We start from the raw sequence: 16561 nt of genomic DNA on the forward strand, positions 1-16561 counted from the left end.
CCCCCAGGATCCGGTGCGCATCGGCGATCGAGGCGAAATACTCGTTCATCAGCGGTGTCAGCCTGCCGCGGACGGGGGCCGACGAGGCGACACCGAACAGGAACGTCCTGGTGAAGCCGGTATAGACCAGTTCGCCGCTCAGAAGCCGTCCGGCATCGGTGTAGCCGTCGTTGGCGACGGCGCCATTCCTAATGGCGATGATGTCGGTGGTGGTGGAGCCCATGTCGACGAACAGGGCATCGCCGGCGAGTGTCGCCACCAACGACGCTGTCGCGTGCCAGTTGGCGGAGGCCACGTCGCTGCTCAGCCGCGCTGCCTGCTCGACCCCGACAAAGCCGGAGGGCCCGGCATAGATCAACTTTTCGCCTGCGAAACGGGTTGAAATCTCATCCAGGAGAGCCGCGACGCCGGCGTCGCGGGACGGAAAGACATCCGCCAGTTCGCCGGTCATGGTGAATGCGTTGAGGTCGGCGCCGGCATAGATCGGAGCCGATTCCTCGAATGCCGAGGTTAGGGTTTGGAGCCCTTGCCAGAGCGGCGTAGCGATCGTTACTGCCTCGACGATGCGGCCGTCTTGCGCTCGCGTCACCTTCAGATGGGCGCCGCCAATATCGAAGCCGGCAGCGATGCTCTTTCTTTTTTCCACACTTCAAGCTTTCATCACAGTTGGTCAGGGGCAGTTGGTCAGCGAGAAAAGAGCGTTGCGTATCATTCCGGTTCTCGACCTGAAGGGCGGCGAAGTGGTCCGCGCCCAGCAAGGAAAACGCGATCGCTACAGGCCGATCGTTACGCCGCTCAGCCAAACTTCCGATGTCATCGCGGTCGCCGAAGGCCTGCGCGGGCTTTACCCCTTTCCGACCTTCTATATCGCCGATCTGGATGCCATCGAAGGCGGAATCCCAAACAGTGGGGCGCTTGCCCGGCTGAAGGCGATGGCGGAGCCGCCGGAGCTTTGGGTCGATGCCGGCATCGCCAACGAGAAAACACTTTCGGCGGCACTTGCCAAATCCTGGCTTTGCCCGGTGCTGGGATCCGAATCGCAGCAGGACGACGCGCTGTTGCGGCGTTTTTGCGATCATCCGGACCTTATCCTGTCGCTGGATTTCTTCGACGACGGGTTTCGCGGTCCGGCATCATTTCTCAACGAGCCGGAGCGCTGGCCGCAAAGGGTGATCGTCATGACATTGGCCAAGGTCGGCTCCGCCTCCGGTCCCGATTTCACGCGGCTCGAGGCGATCAAGGCGAAGGCTGGAAGCCGCTCCGTCATCGCGGCCGGCGGGGTGCGCAACGAGGCTGACATTCGCGCCCTTTCGTCACTCGGTATCGCCGCCGCGCTGGTCGCGACCTCGCTGCATGACGGCACGCTCACGCCCCGGCACCTCGCAACGCTTGGTGCCTGAGGTTCGCGCGGCTCTTGCCTTCTCCCCTTGTGGGAGAAGGTGGCCGAGCCCACGGGTCTTGCCTCCGGCAAGCCCGAGGACAGGCTCCGCTCGGTCGGATGAGGGGAGTTCCAGCTTGGCACCGCCGGCGATCCTTCCAGCACCCCTCAACCGTCTTGGCGCTGCGCGCCAATCCACCTTCTCCCACAAGGGAGAAGGCAAGATCGGGTCCGATTCCTAAAGGCCCAGAAGCTTTTTCAGGCGGCGCAACAGACCCTCGGGCTCCGCCGAGGGTTTTGCCTGTGCGGGGCTGTCTCTTGTCTAAGCCGCGAACGGATGCTTCACCTGGTCCCGCTTATCCGTGGCCTCGGCGGCGGTCGGCGTTCCTGCGACGGCGCGCTGGATGGCTTCCTTCGTCGCTTCGTAATTGTACTTCTGGATCTTGGCGTCGTCGGCGGCGTCCCAGTGGATGAAAACGCCGACGCAGATGAACAGATCGTCCGCCTCGTTGGCGGGAATGATCCCCTCGGCGACGCTGTCCTGTACGGCCTTTGCAACCGCATGCTGCGCCGGGCCGAACATCTGCACGGCCTGCTTGGCTCCCTTGATCGTGACCTTGTTGAACATCACGGTGTTGGGCTTGCACTGAAGATTGGGCGCGATCACCGCCAAAAGCGAGGTAAAGCCGTCCTTGTTGTTGGTCAGCGCGTTGCAAAATGCTGTTTCGACCGCGCTCCCCCGTGGGCCGATGAGCAGGTCGACATGCGCCACTTCGTTGCCGTCTCCTACCAGCGATTCACCGACCATTACTTTCGAGATCTTTGCCATGCCAATTCTCCTCCAAGACACAGTTATGGTGTCCAAAGACGCCGCAAACCGAGCGAGCGCTCGATGGACAGCTATCCTTGTTGGCAGCGCCCGGAGATCCGGACCGGTTGGCTGGATAGCCGCGGAAAGCCCAGCTTCCGCTCCCGAAAGTCAACCACCAACGTTGCGATTATGCAAGCTGAACGCCGAGGGTGTGGACTAAAAGAGTAGCCACGGTCAGGTCGGCCGAGGTGCCGGGGTTGACGTTGTTCGCCTTCAGCCGGCGGTCCAGTTCCATGAGCAGACGAATGCGTGACGCCTCGTCGTCATTGGCATGCAGCGCGGCTTCAACGGCAAAAGCTTCCTGGCGCGCCTGATGTGCGGCTTCAGCGCCATGGTTGCGCGCCACATGACTGTCCGGGAAGCCGGCGAGAAACGCCATATAGGCGAACACCGTTGGCCACATGCCGCCTTCGCCGCGCGCCAAGGCCGCTTGCAAAGCCGCAAGCCCGACGCCGAACACGTCGCCGAAACCGGTGACATACTGGCGGGCGATCATGTCGCGGTCGGCCGCCTCCCGCATGGCTTCGAGCAGATGAACTTTTGGCTCCTGCCGCACATCGTTCGTCGCCTCTCCGAGGCCGCCCGGCGCGGCGGCGACGATCGCCTCGAACACCGCCCCGGTATCGTCCATGCTCATCGCGCGCAGCACCGCGTCGAGATTGTCGTGCAGTAGACTGTCGTGTTCTTGGGCGCCCGCCATTTCGGCGGCGCACAGCAGTGGCCCTGCCAAAAGGATGATACCGAGATTGGTATTGGTCGCGACTGCCAGACGTGTCGCGCGGACTGCTTCCAGCATGCGCTGTCCGACCGGCAGTCGCGGATCGGTCAGCGGCGCGGACGAGACCTCTGCGCTCGTCATGAACTGCGCGGCGGACATGCCGTGCCCGTCGGCGAATAGATGGACATTGCCCGGTTTCAGCGCCTCGATCTCCATCCGGCAGGCGTCCTTATAGGCAGCCCGGAGGCGTTCTCGCGAAAGCGCCATGCCGTCGGTCACGAATTCGCCGGCGCAGTGAGGCGGCAGGGTCGCGCTGCCGCCGCCTCGGTACGATCGGCCAGGAATTTCAGCAGGGCGTCGGCAATCGCATCGGTGATGTTCACCGCGACGACCGATTGGAGCCCGGACCAGGCGGGCATGCTGTTGACCTCCAGCACGAACAGCTTGCCGTCGGCCGCCGGCACGATATCGACGCCGGCGAAATCCGCGCCCATAGCGGCGGCGGCGGCTTTTGCCAGCGCCGCTAATTCGGTTTCGCCGTGCCCTGAGACTTGCTCGGGCACTGCCCCGCGATTGACGTTGGTGATCCAGTCGTCGCCACGCCGGCTCATCATCGCCAGGACTTCGCCGGCGCAGACGAAAACGCGAAAATCGCGGAAAGGAGGGCCGGGACGCGGCACGTAGTGCTGGAGATAGTAGACGCCGTTCACCTCGTCCTCGGCGGGGAGATCGGACAGTGTTTCGATCAGCCTGATGCCGCGACCCTGTGCGCCGAAGAGCGGCTTCAGCACCAGCGGCGTAAACGGCAGTTCGCGTCCGGCGATCGCTTCGGCCATGGCACGTCCCTCGACCGCGAATGTCGGCGGCGTCGGCAGGCCGGCATCCTTCAGCAGGAAGGTCGTCATCGACTTGTCGACGCAGCGTTCTATCGCCTGTGCGGAATTCCACACCGGAATGGAAAGCTTGCCGAATGCGTGCAGCACGCCGAGGCGGCGGGTGACCGCTTCGAACGACCCGGCGGCGATCGAACGGACCAGCACGGCGTCGGGCAGCGCGCCGTCGAAGCCGGGGATCGACAGTCCGCTCGGGCTGCCGGTGTCGAACGCGATCGCCGCCAGCGGCACGGTTGCGACCACCGCGCCGCGCCAGTCCAGCCTTGCCGCCAGGCCCTTGGCGCGGGCGTCCGAGACGTCGCTGACGACCAGGATGCGGGGGATCATGTCACGCCTCGGATACCGGATATCGAAGGCGCGAGCGGGCGGCCCGGCAGGCGGATGAACGAGGAATCCATTGCAGAGCCATGGTCTAACCGAGGCTCCGTTCGAGCATCTGCAGATCACGCTCGCCGGCGCGAAACGTATCGCCGGTTTCGATCGCCGTGACGATCACTTCGGCCGGGCTGAACAGCAGCGGATCGATGGCATAGAAATCGCCATTGAACCGCTTGAAGACCTCGGCGAAGGGGTGGCCGTGGTCCCGCGAGGCGCGGCTCGGCAGTCGCTCCGCAAGCTCGCTGGCGTCTTTCGACGAGCCTTTGACGAACAGCTGGACGCTGCCGCCATAGATGATGGCGTCGTTGGTTCTGCCCATGGCGGTCAGGAAATCCGGATGGGGGGCGGGGATAGGCGCCGTGCCGATGCCGTCGACAACGTTCTCCAGCGGAAATTTGAGATCGTTGGTCTTGTGCAAGGCAACCTCGAGCGCGCGCGCAACGATCTGCACGCCGCCCGCAAGGCTTTGTGTCGGCGCATAGAGGAAGGTGAGCTTTTCGGTTGGCAATCCGGTTGCCCTGCCGACCTTCTCAACGATCGCCTGGGGCGGCGGTTCGGCGGTCTCCAGGATAAGCACAGCGGATGACGCAGTGTCGCGATAGGAAAGTGCTTCGAACAGCGGTTCGACGCGGGCGAGCGCCCGCGCCGGTCCCGATCCCATGGCGAAATAGCCTTGGCTCGACAGGTTCCAGCCCGCATACTGGCTGCCCAGGCAGGCAAGCACCGGCTGCGAGGACCGCACTTCGATGGTGAACGGCCATTTCTGCGACCCACGGTCCATGCACACCGAAATGCTGCCGAGCCCGCCCATCGCGGCTTCCGCCATGTGCAGCCCGGCCTCGACGCCGCCGGCGGCCTTGGCGCCGGCATCGATCAGGCACTCGCCCAATGGCCCCCTGGAAACGCCGATGCGCAGGCGTTCGGCGTTGCCGATCATGCCGTCGATGATGCGCTGCGCATTGTCGTTCAGGAATGCCGAACCGTCTTTCATGTCCGGTCTCCTTCCCATTGATGTTGCAATCGGCTGGCTTGTCCCTTGATGAGCCGCTTGGTCAGATCGGCGCTCGGACCGCGCGCGAAGATGGTGCAGACCGGATCGCCAGCAATCAGACGGGTGCCGGGCGACTGATGGTCGGCAGTCCATTCAGGCCAGGCAACCGATGGAAACCGGGCGATCGACGCCGCGGCATAGGTCACCATCGACGCCATCGAATCGACGAAACGCGGCAGGCGGTAGGCCCTGCCTGCCGCGGCGCGCAAATGCGCTTCGATCAATGGCGCGTCGGCATCGTCGAAAATGTCGAGCGTGGCGCCTGGCCTCGGATTGATCTCGATGAGCTTATAGCCATCCGGTCCGCGAATGAGATCGGCGCTGCACAATCCAACCAGGCCGGCGCGGCCCGCCAGACCTGAAAGCCAGCCGCGGATCATCGCCGCCTGCCTGCGATCGAACCGTCTCAACCGCACGGCGCCGCCATAGCGATAGGGCGTTGCCGGGGCGGGCGACGCCCATTGTTGGCTGAAGCCGACGATATCAGCGGTTTGGCCGTCGCCGACGAACAGGGCCGAGATGCTGCGGCCGGGAACAAAGCGCTGGAAATAGCGGCCGCCAGGAGCCTGACTCTGTAATACCGAGGTTTCTCCGGCGGCCCGCCTGATATGCGCGCCGCCGGCGCCGCCCGCGGTCTTGACCACCCAGTTCTCGGGATCGGGCGGTCGGTCCCATCGGAATTGCGGATGCGGAATGCCGAGCTCGGCGCAATCGGCGGCCAGCAGTTGCGGGTCCTTGATCCTGCGGATCGCCCCACCGCTATTGCCGGCGAGCGGAAAATGGCGCGCGATCACATCGACGGTCTCCGTCATCCGCTCGAAGCCAGAACCCAGGACGATGGCGACCGGCTGGTCGTCTCCTGCCAATTGCTGAAGCGTCTCGATGATGCGCTCGCCGTCGATGCCGCCCTGCAGGTCGCCCGGCAGCATCGTCGCGCGTTCGGCAAGCGCGACCGTGTCCGTGTCGCAAAAGAAATCGGCGACCAGCGGACGATAGCCGGCGCGGCGCGCAGCGGCAGCCAGCGCCCGGCCTGAAATCGCCGCGATCAATAGAGATCCGGCGTTATTTGGCGATCTCGCGGGCAAGGGAAAATGCTTCCTGGAAATCGAGCGTGATGGTTTTTTCGGCTTCGATCATTCTTTTGAAGAGGCCGAATTCGACCTTGTATTTTACATTGCCGATGGCAAGCGGACCAATGCCGACAGCTTTTGCCGCTTCGAGGGGATCGCTATTGGCATTGACGGCCACGCCTTCGATGCCGGCCGGCGGAACCGCATTGACGTCGGCGGCAATGAGCAGGCCGTCGCCTTTCAACTGCGCTTTCGAGACCACCTGGACGCCGGCCTTGGCGCACGCCAGGATCACCTCGCTCGCCTCGACCAGCTTCGTTTTGCGGGCGTCGCTCGATCCGTCAGCCGCATCTACGGCGATGTTGAATCGACTTTCTATCTCGGCCGCGATCTGCTTGACCCTTTCGATGCCGTCATGCCCGACAAGCGTCACCCCCGCGCCTTCCCTGGCGGCGATGACGGCAGTGCAGAAGCCGACGACGCCGGTGGCGCCGAAAACAGCGATCCTCGTGTCCCTCAGTCCGCGCTCGAATTTCTTCTCCAGCGCTTTTTCGACCTTGGCCACCATCGCCGCGGCCGTGGTGAATGAGCCGGCCGGATCGGCGAATACCGAAACCTGGAAAGGCGGCACCATCGCTCTTCGCGCTGCGTCGAACATGTCGAGCGCCAGCGAGGCGTCCTTGCCGGCGATGAAGATGCCGGTATCGACGCCCGCATCGGGCGGGCGCGAAAAGATCGCGTCCTGCACGAGGCCTGTCACCTCTCCCAGGCTTACACCGACATAGGGGACGACGGCGTCGAAGCCTGCGTCGAGCGCCATGTTCACGTCGAAAGGGCTCATATGCTTCAACGGCGTCAGCATGTGCAGGATATGTTTACGGGCCATTTCTCGCCTTTCTGCTTGAAAGTGATCGCGTTGCCGAGCCGTCAGCTGCCGACGAGATCAAGTTTGGTCGAACTGATCTTCGCGCCGGAATTCCTGCCCTTGACGATCTTGATCTCGATGCTGTCTTCAACTGTCTGCTGAACCGCGCTGACGAAGCTGACTGCGGCGTCTTGCGATGGGGCGAAGGCAAATCCTGTTGGTCCCCACGAGCTTTGGCCGATGCCGACGGCGCCTGCTTCATTGAGACCGTGGGCCACCCTCTCGACCCGCTTGGAGGTGAACACGCCGCCTTGCGCCGGGGCAAAATGGGTGCCGATCAGCATTTGGATCGCGGCGACGGCGGCGCCGAAGGCTGGAAGGTCGTGCTCGATCAAAGCCGGCATGATGCCCATCAGCACCCGCCGGCAGATCTCGCCGCTGGCGGACGCCGGGAAGGGTGGCAGCGAACGAAACGCCGCGATCTCGGCATCGCCATGCAGTCCATGGCCGCCGTGGTCGAGGATCATGATGACGCGCCACTCTTCCGGAAACGGCAGGCGCGCCACGACCGGCGGCGGCCTGCCGCTGTCGTCCTTGCCGGCGTCGACAATGACACCACCGCGTTCGAAACTGCCGATGCCGATGCCGGATCGGCCGCCGCGCTCGAGCAGGGTCGCGTCGCCGCCGATATCGAGAGGTAATTTGTGGAGCGTGCGCAGCGCCGAGGCGACGGCAAGGGCGATCTGCGTGCCGGAGCCCAGGCCGGCATGGCTCGGGATCGACTGTTCGACCACCAGCCGGTGCTGGCCGCGAATGCCGAGATGGCTGCAGAGCGTCGACAAATGCTCGCCGGCGCGACGGCTTTCGGTGCCTTCGACGATGGTCTCGCTGGACCGCGACAGGGTGACGATGGTTTCGGGTTCGCTTAATGGTAGCCCGACGCTGCCAAAGCGGCGGCCGGTATCGCCATTGAGATCGAGGAAGCCGAGGTGCAGGCGGGCGGGCACTCGTATGGTAACAGAATTCGACATCTACCCCCCGATGGGTGCATCATAGACGCATCATGGAAGTTTAGGTGCCCGTCACCATGATAGCTGTTTTCGTCGAAGGGGCAAGCCGGAGAGAGTGCATTCGTTTTATCTGTTTTGGCCCCGGCATGACAGACCGGGCAGTTCGCGGAGATCGAGATGAGCGAGACAGCTAAGGAGAAGGTCTATTCGGAAGCCGAGATTGCTGACCGGCTCGAGAAGGAGCTGCCGAAATGGCGCTACGAGAACGGCTGGATCCGGCGCAAGTACAAGACCCACAGCTGGAAATCGACACTTATGGTCATCAACACGGTCGGCCATCTCGCCGAGGCGGCGTGGCACCATCCCGACATCACCGCCTCCTATGCCTGGGTCGAGGTGCGCCTGATGAACCACGCAGCGAAGGGGATCACCGATAAAGACTTCGAATTGGCCAAAAAGATCGAGGAGGTCGTCCAGTGGCAGCCGGCCAAGGAAGGCGGCGCGCTGGACGGCACCCCGCCGACCGATCAGCGCTTCGCTTACATCAAATATGATTAAGCGCGATCGGAATTTGTTGATAGCGTATGAAAACATTCGCTAATCTGCTGGCAGGCGGGGTTCACGGCCAATCCAGTTTCGTTTAGGATCGGGCCGGCACCAGAAAGTAGCGTAGTGGATGGCGGTTGCTTGGATCGGCAACCGGGAAACGCTGGTCGAGCGCGCGGCTGCACATGCCGCCGCGCTGTTGGGGTCGAGCCGGTGCCCGGTTTTCAGCTTGGATACGGATATACACGGCACCAGGGCGGCGATCGCGCTGGCTGAGCGGGTTGGCGCGGCATACGATCATGCCGCCGATGGCGCGGCACTTTCGCGGGAGACCGCGCTTTTTACCGACAAGGGCGCGATGACCGTCGCGCCCGGCGAGACGCGCCGGCGCGCCGATGTCGTGGTGATTGTGGGCGAACTCCCGCAAATCCATCATGAATTTGTCGGCGAGCTTGCTGAGACGGTTCCCGATCTCTCGGCCAAGAATCAACGCGAAATCTTTCTGGTCGGATCGAAAGGGGCGTCAGCTCCGCCGCTGAACAACGGGCGGACGGCGACGCTCCTTTCCTGCGGCGAGGCAAGCCTCGGCGCGACGCTGGCGGCGCTGAGGGCGCAGTGCAGGGGGCGTCGGACATCGCAACCGGTCTCGAATTTCGACGATTTCGCCAAAGCCCTGGAGGCTGCGCATTTTCCCGTCTTCCTGTTTTCAGGCGGCGCAACCGAAGGGCTGGCGCTGGAGATGCTGCAAGGACTGATCGCCGATCTCAACCGCAAGTCACGCGCATCCGGCCTTCATCTGCCGGCGAACGAAAACGGCTGGGGAAGCGCGCTCGCCTCGACCTGGATGACGGGTTTCCCGTTGCGCACCGGCTTTGCGCGCGGCTTCCCGGAATTCGACCCCTGGCGTTACGATGTCGCGCGGATGATCGCTGCCGGCGAAGCCGACCTGCACCTGCGGATCTCTTCCTCAATTGTCCAGCCGCAGAAGAAAAAGAACCGCATGGCGCTGATTGTGCTGGCGAAAACGCAGGAGCCGATCGCGGGTGCTGCAGTCACCATCGCAATTGGCGAAGCGGGCGTCGATCACGAGGCGGTGGTCTATTCCAGCCGCACCGGTTCGCTAAGGTCGGTCGATGTGCGAGCGGCGTCGGAACTGCCCTCCGCTGCAACTGTTATCCGCCTGGTCGCCAGTCATGTCTCCGCCGAGGCCGCGTTGCCATGCTGACGAAAATCTCGGGCGGCGACATCATCGATCCGGTCAACGGCCGTCTCGGCAAGGGCGACCTCTGGATCAGGGACGACAAGATCGTTGCGGCGCCGGCGGGGGGCGCTGCTGACCGGACCATCGACGCTGCCGGCTGCATCGTGATGGCGGGCGCCATCGACATCCATTCCCACATCGGCGGCGGCAACGTGAATACGGCACGGCTGCTGTTGCCCGAGCAGCATGCCGCGCATCAGGCGCGGCCGGCGACGACGCCGCTCTCCAACGCGGGCTGGTCGACCTTCCAGACCGGCTGCCTCTACGCCAAAATGGGTTTCACGACGGTTGTCGAGCCGGCGATGTCGCCGGGAGCCGCACTTCACACCCACCTCGAACTGGCCGACATCCCGATCATCGACAAGGCGACGCTCGCCATTCTCGGCAACGACGATTTCCTGCTGTCGATGATCCGCGACGACGCCCCCTCAAAGATGATCGAAGACTATGTCGCCTGGACGGTCGCCTCGACGCGGGCGCTTGGGGTCAAGGTGATCAACGCCGGTGCGGCGGCCGCCTTCAAGGAAAACGTCCGCACCTTCTCGCTGGACGACGTCGTGCCTTCCTATGGCGTCAGCTCGCGCAAGATCGTCAAGACGCTGCAGGCGGCCGTCGACAGTCTCGGCGTCCCGCATCCTCTGCATGTCCATTGCAACAATCTGGGCAGCCCCGGATCGGCGGATACGGCGGCCGCGACGATCGCGGCGGCGGAAGGACTGCCGCTGCACCTCGCGCATCTCCAGTTCTACGGCTACGGCACCGAAGGCAAGCGCAGGTTTTCCTCGGCCGCGGCGCGTCTAGCCGAATTGGTCAACGCGACGCCGGAGGTCACCATCGACATCGGCCAGGTAATGTTCGGCCAGACGGTCACTGTCTCCTCCGACGTCATGCGGCAGTTTTCGGCGCGTGGCAGTGCCCACCCGAAGAAATCCGTCATTCATGATGGGGACGGCAATGGCGGCGGCATCGTGCCCTACAGCTATGGCAAGGATTTCTATGGCACGATGCAGTGGGCGATCGGGCTCGAGCTTTTTCTCCTGATCGACGATCCGTGGCGTGTCTTCTTCACCACCGATCATCCCAATGGCGCGCCCTTTACCGTCTACCCGGCTCTGTTCGAGCTGCTGATGAGCCGGGAAGCGCGCGCCGAAATGATTGCCGAACTTCCAAAATCCGCCATGGCGCTGTCCACCCTGGCCGCAATCGACCGTGAATACACGTTCGAGGAAATTGCCATCATGACGCGCGCGGCCCCAGCCAAGCTGCTCGGGCTGACGGATCGGGGCCATCTCGGCGTCGGCGTCACAGCCGACATCGCTGTCTACCGCAGGGACGAGAATATTGCGAAAATGCTGGGGCAGGCGGCGTATGTCTTCAAGGATGGCGCTCTCGTCGTGCAAGATGGGGAGATCACCCATTACCGTTGGGGCAAGGCGCTCAGGCTCAATCCGTCGCCGGACAAGGCGATGGTGCGGCGGCTGGAGGACTATCACCAGCAGCGTTACGGCCTGTCGCTGGACTGGTTCAATTTCCCGGATTCCGCGATAGCGCGCGAACAGCCGTTCGGCGAGGTTGCATGCCGAATGTGAGCGTACATGGCATAACGATCGACGATACCTTTGCCGAGGCCTTCGGCATGCGCGCGACCGCCATCATCATCACCGCGCCGAACCGGAAATGGGCGCGCCAGGCGGCGATCACGATGACCGGCTTTGCCACCTCGGTGATCGGCTGCGGCTGCGAAGCGGCAATCGATATCGAACTGCCGCCATCGGCCACACCGGATGGCCGGCCCGGCTGCCGCGTGATGATTTTCGCGATGGGAACAGACGAGCTGCAGAAACAACTGCTCAATCGCGTCGGCCAGTGTGTCTTGACCTCGCCGGGTTCGGCCTGCTTCGCCGGACTGGAGGGCAGCGCCGAGTTGAAGCTCGGTTCGGCGCTGCGCTATTTCGGCGACGGCTGGCAGATCTCCAAGAAAATCGGCGGCAGGCATTTTTGGCGCGTTCCCGTCATGGATGGCGAATTCCTGTGCGAAGCAACGACCGGGCTGACGAAGGGTGCCGTCGGCGGCGGCAATTTCTTTGTCATGGCTGAAAGCAGCGCCAAGGCCTTGGTTGCTGCCGAGGCCGCCGTTGCCGCGATAGGCCTGGTGCCCGGCGCGATCGTGCCGTTTCCGGGCGGCATCGCCCGTTCGGGTTCCAAGATCGGTGGTAAATACAAGGGCATGATCGCCTCGGCCAACGAAGCCTACGCGCCGACACTGCGCGGTGTTGTCAGGAGTGAGCTCGGGCCCGACATCAACGCCGTCCTGGAAATCGTCATCGACGGCGAGACCAACGATGCCGTTGCCGCCGCGATGAAGGCCGGCATCAAGGCCGTCATCGAGCTTGGGCCGAAGCGAGGCGCGGTTCGCATAAGCGCCGGCAATTACGGCGGCAAGCTCGGCAAGTTCATCTATTCGCTGAAGGATATGCTGCCATGAAGGCGCTGACCTTCACCCTTGTCGCCGAGCCGCCCGAGCGCCTTGACCTGTCGCCGCTGACGCCGGAGCGGCTTGCCGGGATGGAAAGGCGCGATATCGAAAAAGTCCAGATCGGCATGTCGAAGCATGGATCGAAGGTCGGCGATATCTTTCGCGTCGCCGGCAACGATCCGCTGGACATCGTGTTCGAAGGTGGAAGCGCGCGCCTCGACCGCGTGGCGGAGGGCATGCGGGGCGGTTCGGTTCGCGTCGTCGGTAATGCCGGCGCCCAGGCCGGGCGTGCCATGCGCGGCGGCAAACTCACGGTCGAAGGCAATGCCGGTCCGCATGCCGGCTCCGGCATGCGCGGCGGCAGGCTTGAAATAACAGGCAACGCCGGTGATCACCTTGGGGCGCCGCTCGCCGGGGAACTGGCCGGCATGAATGGCGGCGTGCTGATCGTCAGGGGCAAAGCCGGCGCTTTTTCCGCCGACCGCATGCGGCGCGGCCTGATCGCGGTGCTGAAAGGCTCAGGCGACCATGCCGGCAGCCGCATGATCGCCGGCACGCTGGTGGTGGCCGGCGGCACCGGCGAGATGCCCGGCTATCTGATGCGTCGCGGTTCGATCCTTCTCGATCGCGCGCCGAAAAGCCTGTCGCCGAGCTTCGTCGAATGCGGCGCGCCAGAGAGTGTCTTCGCCGCCATCGTCGATCGCCATCTGATCGCCGAGGGTTTTTTGAAACGGCCGCTTCTGGGCAAGGCGCCGCAGAAATATGGCGGTGACAACGCGGTGCTTGGAATGGGTGAGGTTCTTTTCCCTCGCTGAGGCGTTCAGCAGACGGCATTGCGGTTAAGCCGCCGTGGTGATGGCCGGCATGTCTGCTGGGAGGGTTAGCGGCGGTCGTTGGCAATCAGTTTCGTCAGGCAATCACCCGCCTGGCTCTGGGGCATGCCGAGATCTCTGACACTGTCCATGTGGTTGCGGTTCGTGAGAACAAGCGACGTTGCCGGCGAACCCTGCTGCAGCAGGTTCTCTTTGAATCGATCTGCTTGCTGACGGAAAGGCGGCGTCTCATTGGCTCCGACCAGAACCGTCGCCCTGGTTTGAGGATCATGCCGATAGGCAAGAGGTGTAAACATGGCGACTTCCTCATCGGTGATTCCAATCTCGTTGGCGAGAAAGGAGTTCTGGAGCGGTTTCAAATCGTAGAGCCCGCCGAGCAGAAGGACTGCCCGCACATTCGATGGGGTATTCTCGCTGTTGAACAGAAACGTAGAAAGATGTGCTCCAGCCGAATGGCCGCTGACAGTCAGCTCTGCCGGGTTTCCGCCGTGGTCGGCGATATGGGCCAGAACCCACTGCTTGGCGCGGCGCACCTGGTCGACGATCGTAGCCATTCTGACCTTGGGCATCAGAGCATAGTCGACGATGGCGGCAATCGCACCGGCCTGGGTAATCGTCGTCGCCACGTATGAGTAGTCGCGCTTGGAGAACATTCTCCAGTAGCCGCCATGGATAAACATGTGCACCGGCAGGCCGCTTCTTTTGCCCGAGGGAAAGAACAGGTCGATGGTTTCGGTCTGATCCGGCCCATAGGCAACGTCGGCTGTCATTGGAATGGTTGCGCGAACGGCCTCGCTGCGGTGAACGATGTCCTGCACGATTTTGTCAAAATCCGCGACGTGGTCGCGGATGCGAAACGGATCGCTTTGCACTCTTCCTCCGCTCAGATGCTGATGGCGAGGTATTTCGCCTCCATGAACTCGGCAATGCCGTGATGCTGGCCGCCCTCGCGGCCGAGGCCGCTCTGCTTCACGCCGCCGAAGGGTGCTGCCGGATCGGACATCAGGCCGCGGTTGAGAGCGATCATCCCGGCTTCGATCTTGGATGCCACCCGCATTCCACGCGCAAGATCGCGCGTGTAGATGTAGGCGGCAAGACCGTATTCGGTGTCGTTGGCGCGCGCGATGACGTCGGCTTCCGTTTCGAATCTCGAGATCGGCGCCACCGGCCCAAAAATTTCCTCGTGCGCCATCTCCGCCTCGGCCGGGACGTCGCAGAGCACGGTCGGCGGATAATAGTATCCCGTTCCCGAGCCTGCCTTGCCCCCGCACAGCACCCGCGCGCCACGGGCGACAGCATCGTTGACCAGACGGTCGATCTTGTCGACGGCCTTCCTAGTGATCATCGGCCCGCACTCCGTGGCTGCGTCCGTACCAGCGCCGATCTTGAGTGCCGACATCCGCCTGGCGAGGCATTCGTTAAAGGCATCGTAAACGCCGGACTGGACATAGATGCGGTTTGCAGCCGTGCAAGCTTCGCCGGCGTTGCGCATCTTCGCCACCATCGCCCCATCGACCGCCGCGTCAAGGTCCGCGTCATCGAACACAAGGAATGGCGCATTGCCGCCAAGTTCCATCGAACACGAAACCACGTGCTTTGCGGCCTCGGCCAGCAGAACGCGCCCTACACCCGTCGAGCCGGTAAAGGAGAGTTTCCGCACCCGCGGATCGGCCAGCAGCGCGGCCGTCACAGGGCCGGGATTGGAGGTTGTCAGAACGTTCACCACACCTGGCGGAACGCCTGCTTCCTGGTAGAGCGCGGCAAGCGCGTAGGCCGTGAGCGGGGTCTCGCTGGCTGGCTTCAAAATTACGGTGCATCCGGCAGCCAAGGCGGGCGCGATCTTGCGCGTCGCCATGGCGGCGGGGAAGTTCCAGGGTGTGACAAGGATGCAGATGCCGATGGGCTCGTAGTCGACCACGATCCGGTTCGTGCCGGAAGGCGCCATTCCGAATTCACCGGTGATGCGAACGGCTTCCTCGGCATTCCAGCGAAAGAATTCCGCAGCATAGGCGATCTCGCCACGCGCGTCCCTGAGTGCCTTGCCGTTTTCCAGCGAGATCAGGGTTGCGAGCGTCTCGGAACGTTGCGTTATCAGCTCGAAGCAACATCTGAGGATTTCGGAACGCTTGCGGGGTGCCGTTGTGCGCCAGCCATCGGCGGCCTTGGCCGCAGCCTCCACGGCCGCCGCGGCATCTTCGATTGTCGCATCGGGAACGGCGGCGATCACTGCCTCGGTGGAAGGGTCCACGACCTGGATTTCCCTGCTGTCGGCGGATTGCCTCCATTGGCCACCGATATACAAGCCGTGGGAAAATCTATGGAAGTCGGCAGTGTCCTGCTCGTCCTCCAGCACCTGATGAGATATGTTCATGGCCTGCTCCTCGATTGCTCACACGACGTAGGTGGCGAGGTCGCCATCATAGGCAGCCTGGATCAGGCCCCGCATGGCTGCCAGATCGAATGGACGCGGATTGTTCTTGATGAGACGGTCAATGCCGAGCGCCTGTTCGGCCGTCCAATCGAGCTTGTCGGCGGGAAGTCCGAGCTTGGCCAGCGTAGGCGTGATCCCGATCGCTCCAAACAGCCGGCCGATCTCGTCGATCGCCGCGTCGGCCATCTCACCGGTACTCCGGTCCCTCCCGTCGAGACCAAGGGCAAGGCCGATCTCGGTCATCTCGGCGGCCGCGGCGACCCGGTTGTACTTCATGACATACGGCAACATGGTGGCGACACCCAGCCCATGCGCGGTGTGGGTAACGGCTCCGATCGGATATTGCACCGCGTGCGCCGCCGCAGTTCCGGCCGTACCGAACGCGCAGCCGGCTGCAAGCGCGCCCATCATCACTTCGGCCCGAGCGTCCTCGTCGGCGGGGTCGCGGTATGCCTTCTCGAGACTGCGGCCAAGCAGCTTGATCGCGAGCAGCGCAAAATGATCGGTCAGCGCGCTCTTGCCGATGAAGACATGCTGTTGCGGCAGGTTGGGGTCAGTTCCGCGCCTGACGGCGGTAAAAGCCTCGATCGCATGTGTCAGCGCGTCTGCGCCCGCGATCGCCGTCAGTCCCGGGGGACATGTCATCGTCAGTTCCGGGTCGCAGATGGCGGCTGCCGCAATCAGATGCGGGCTGGAGATGCCTATTTTCATGGTGCGATCCGGATCGGAGATCACCGCGACAGGTGTCACTTCCGAGCCGGTGCCGGCTGTCGTTGGCAC

At 63.5% G+C, this 16561-nt stretch carries 17 protein-coding genes; 6 read left to right on the plus strand and 11 right to left on the minus strand.

Annotated features, from left to right (window positions below; genetic code table 11):
- On the minus strand, window positions 1-646 hold a 646-nt coding region (locus EOA85_RS09170), incomplete at its 3' end, for a hydantoinase/oxoprolinase family protein (RefSeq protein ID WP_281033719.1).
- 55 nt (window positions 647-701) lie between these two features.
- Between EOA85_RS09170 and EOA85_RS09175 the strand changes: the two genes are divergently transcribed.
- Entirely contained in the window at window positions 702-1400 is a 699-nt protein-coding gene (locus EOA85_RS09175; RefSeq protein WP_245485656.1) for a HisA/HisF-related TIM barrel protein, read from the plus strand.
- Between the two features lie 300 nt (window positions 1401-1700).
- Here EOA85_RS09175 and fae read toward each other — a convergent pair whose 3' ends face one another.
- The 7 genes from fae to EOA85_RS09210 form a co-directional block, all read right to left on the minus strand.
- On the minus strand, window positions 1701-2207 hold the full coding sequence (fae, locus tag EOA85_RS09180; protein WP_077373969.1) for a formaldehyde-activating enzyme: 507 nt from the start codon (window positions 2205-2207) through the stop codon (window positions 1701-1703).
- A gap of 169 nt (window positions 2208-2376) precedes the next feature.
- On the minus strand, window positions 2377-3183 hold the full coding sequence (locus EOA85_RS09185) for a triphosphoribosyl-dephospho-CoA synthase (RefSeq protein WP_245485657.1): 807 nt from the start codon (window positions 3181-3183) through the stop codon (window positions 2377-2379).
- 59 nt (window positions 3184-3242) lie between these two features.
- Entirely contained in the window at window positions 3243-4187 is a 945-nt protein-coding gene (locus EOA85_RS09190; RefSeq protein WP_127209175.1) for a RimK family alpha-L-glutamate ligase, read from the minus strand.
- A gap of 85 nt (window positions 4188-4272) precedes the next feature.
- Window positions 4273-5229, minus strand: coding sequence for a methenyltetrahydromethanopterin cyclohydrolase (mch, locus tag EOA85_RS09195; RefSeq protein ID WP_127209176.1), 957 nt, complete (start codon window positions 5227-5229; stop codon window positions 4273-4275).
- Window positions 5226-6338, minus strand: coding sequence for an ATP-grasp domain-containing protein (locus EOA85_RS09200; protein ID WP_127209177.1), 1113 nt, complete (start codon window positions 6336-6338; stop codon window positions 5226-5228). The genes mch and EOA85_RS09200 overlap by 4 nt, the downstream gene beginning before the upstream one ends.
- Window positions 6339-6351: 13 nt before the next feature.
- Window positions 6352-7245, minus strand: coding sequence for an NAD(P)-dependent methylenetetrahydromethanopterin dehydrogenase (locus tag EOA85_RS09205; protein WP_127209178.1), 894 nt, complete (start codon window positions 7243-7245; stop codon window positions 6352-6354).
- A gap of 41 nt (window positions 7246-7286) precedes the next feature.
- Window positions 7287-8255, minus strand: a complete 969-nt coding sequence (locus EOA85_RS09210; protein WP_127209179.1) for a beta-ribofuranosylaminobenzene 5'-phosphate synthase family protein — start codon at window positions 8253-8255, stop codon at window positions 7287-7289.
- Window positions 8256-8411: 156 nt separating this feature from the next.
- Here EOA85_RS09210 and EOA85_RS09215 point away from each other — a divergent pair, with 156 nt between their 5' ends.
- From EOA85_RS09215 to EOA85_RS09235, 5 genes are all read left to right on the plus strand, one after another.
- A complete protein-coding gene (locus tag EOA85_RS09215) occupies window positions 8412-8792 on the plus strand; it encodes a 4a-hydroxytetrahydrobiopterin dehydratase (protein ID WP_127209180.1) in 381 nt (126 codons plus the stop codon).
- A 118-nt stretch (window positions 8793-8910) separates the two neighbouring features.
- Window positions 8911-10005, plus strand: coding sequence for a tungsten formylmethanofuran dehydrogenase (locus tag EOA85_RS09220; RefSeq protein ID WP_127209181.1), 1095 nt, complete (start codon window positions 8911-8913; stop codon window positions 10003-10005).
- A complete protein-coding gene (locus EOA85_RS09225; protein WP_127209182.1) occupies window positions 9999-11630 on the plus strand; it encodes a formylmethanofuran dehydrogenase subunit A in 1632 nt (543 codons plus the stop codon). Before EOA85_RS09220 ends, EOA85_RS09225 begins: the two co-directional genes overlap by 7 nt.
- The gene (gene fhcD, locus EOA85_RS09230; protein ID WP_127209183.1) at window positions 11618-12526 is read left to right on the plus strand and encodes a formylmethanofuran--tetrahydromethanopterin N-formyltransferase; all 909 of its coding nucleotides are present in this window, start codon (window positions 11618-11620) and stop codon (window positions 12524-12526) included. Before EOA85_RS09225 ends, fhcD begins: the two co-directional genes overlap by 13 nt.
- Window positions 12523-13332 (plus strand): formylmethanofuran dehydrogenase subunit C, encoded by an 810-nt coding sequence (locus tag EOA85_RS09235; protein ID WP_065009303.1) that lies wholly within the window; start codon window positions 12523-12525, stop codon window positions 13330-13332. The genes fhcD and EOA85_RS09235 overlap by 4 nt, the downstream gene beginning before the upstream one ends.
- Before the next feature lie 65 nt (window positions 13333-13397).
- Here the strand turns inward: EOA85_RS09235 and EOA85_RS09240 are convergent, their stop codons facing one another.
- From EOA85_RS09240 to EOA85_RS09250, 3 genes are all read right to left on the minus strand, one after another.
- Entirely contained in the window at window positions 13398-14222 is an 825-nt protein-coding gene (locus EOA85_RS09240) for an alpha/beta hydrolase (RefSeq protein ID WP_127209184.1), read from the minus strand.
- Between the two features lie 11 nt (window positions 14223-14233).
- Complete coding sequence (locus EOA85_RS09245) at window positions 14234-15721, minus strand: NAD-dependent succinate-semialdehyde dehydrogenase (protein WP_127209185.1); 1488 nt, start codon at window positions 15719-15721, stop codon at window positions 14234-14236.
- Window positions 15722-15739: 18 nt separating this feature from the next.
- A partial coding sequence (locus tag EOA85_RS09250; RefSeq protein ID WP_127209186.1) for an iron-containing alcohol dehydrogenase occupies window positions 15740-16561 on the minus strand: 822 nt, incomplete at its 5' end.

Source organism: Mesorhizobium sp. M5C.F.Ca.IN.020.29.1.1 (assembly GCF_003997375.1).
GTDB classification, from domain to species: domain Bacteria; phylum Pseudomonadota; class Alphaproteobacteria; order Rhizobiales; family Rhizobiaceae; genus Mesorhizobium; species Mesorhizobium wenxiniae.

Excerpts from the sequence above, each read along its gene's own strand:
- EOA85_RS09210 (WP_127209179.1), bottom strand. The coding sequence starts at position 8,255 with ATGTCGAATTCTGTTACCATACGAGTGCCCGCCCGCCTGCACCTCGGC.
- EOA85_RS09235 (WP_065009303.1), top strand. The coding sequence starts at position 12,523 with ATGAAGGCGCTGACCTTCACCCTTGTCGCCGAGCCGCCCGAGCGCCTT.
- EOA85_RS09225 (WP_127209182.1), top strand. The coding sequence starts at position 9,999 with ATGCTGACGAAAATCTCGGGCGGCGACATCATCGATCCGGTCAACGGC.
- EOA85_RS09215 (WP_127209180.1), top strand. The coding sequence starts at position 8,412 with ATGAGCGAGACAGCTAAGGAGAAGGTCTATTCGGAAGCCGAGATTGCT.
- EOA85_RS09245 (WP_127209185.1), bottom strand. The coding sequence starts at position 15,721 with ATGAACATATCTCATCAGGTGCTGGAGGACGAGCAGGACACTGCCGAC.
- fhcD (WP_127209183.1), top strand. The coding sequence starts at position 11,618 with ATGCCGAATGTGAGCGTACATGGCATAACGATCGACGATACCTTTGCC.
- EOA85_RS09190 (WP_127209175.1), bottom strand. The coding sequence starts at position 4,187 with ATGATCCCCCGCATCCTGGTCGTCAGCGACGTCTCGGACGCCCGCGCC.
- EOA85_RS09220 (WP_127209181.1), top strand. The coding sequence starts at position 8,911 with ATGGCGGTTGCTTGGATCGGCAACCGGGAAACGCTGGTCGAGCGCGCG.
- EOA85_RS09205 (WP_127209178.1), bottom strand. The coding sequence starts at position 7,245 with ATGGCCCGTAAACATATCCTGCACATGCTGACGCCGTTGAAGCATATG.
- mch (WP_127209176.1), bottom strand. The coding sequence starts at position 5,229 with ATGAAAGACGGTTCGGCATTCCTGAACGACAATGCGCAGCGCATCATC.
- fae (WP_077373969.1), bottom strand. The coding sequence starts at position 2,207 with ATGGCAAAGATCTCGAAAGTAATGGTCGGTGAATCGCTGGTAGGAGAC.
- EOA85_RS09185 (WP_245485657.1), bottom strand. The coding sequence starts at position 3,183 with ATGGAGATCGAGGCGCTGAAACCGGGCAATGTCCATCTATTCGCCGAC.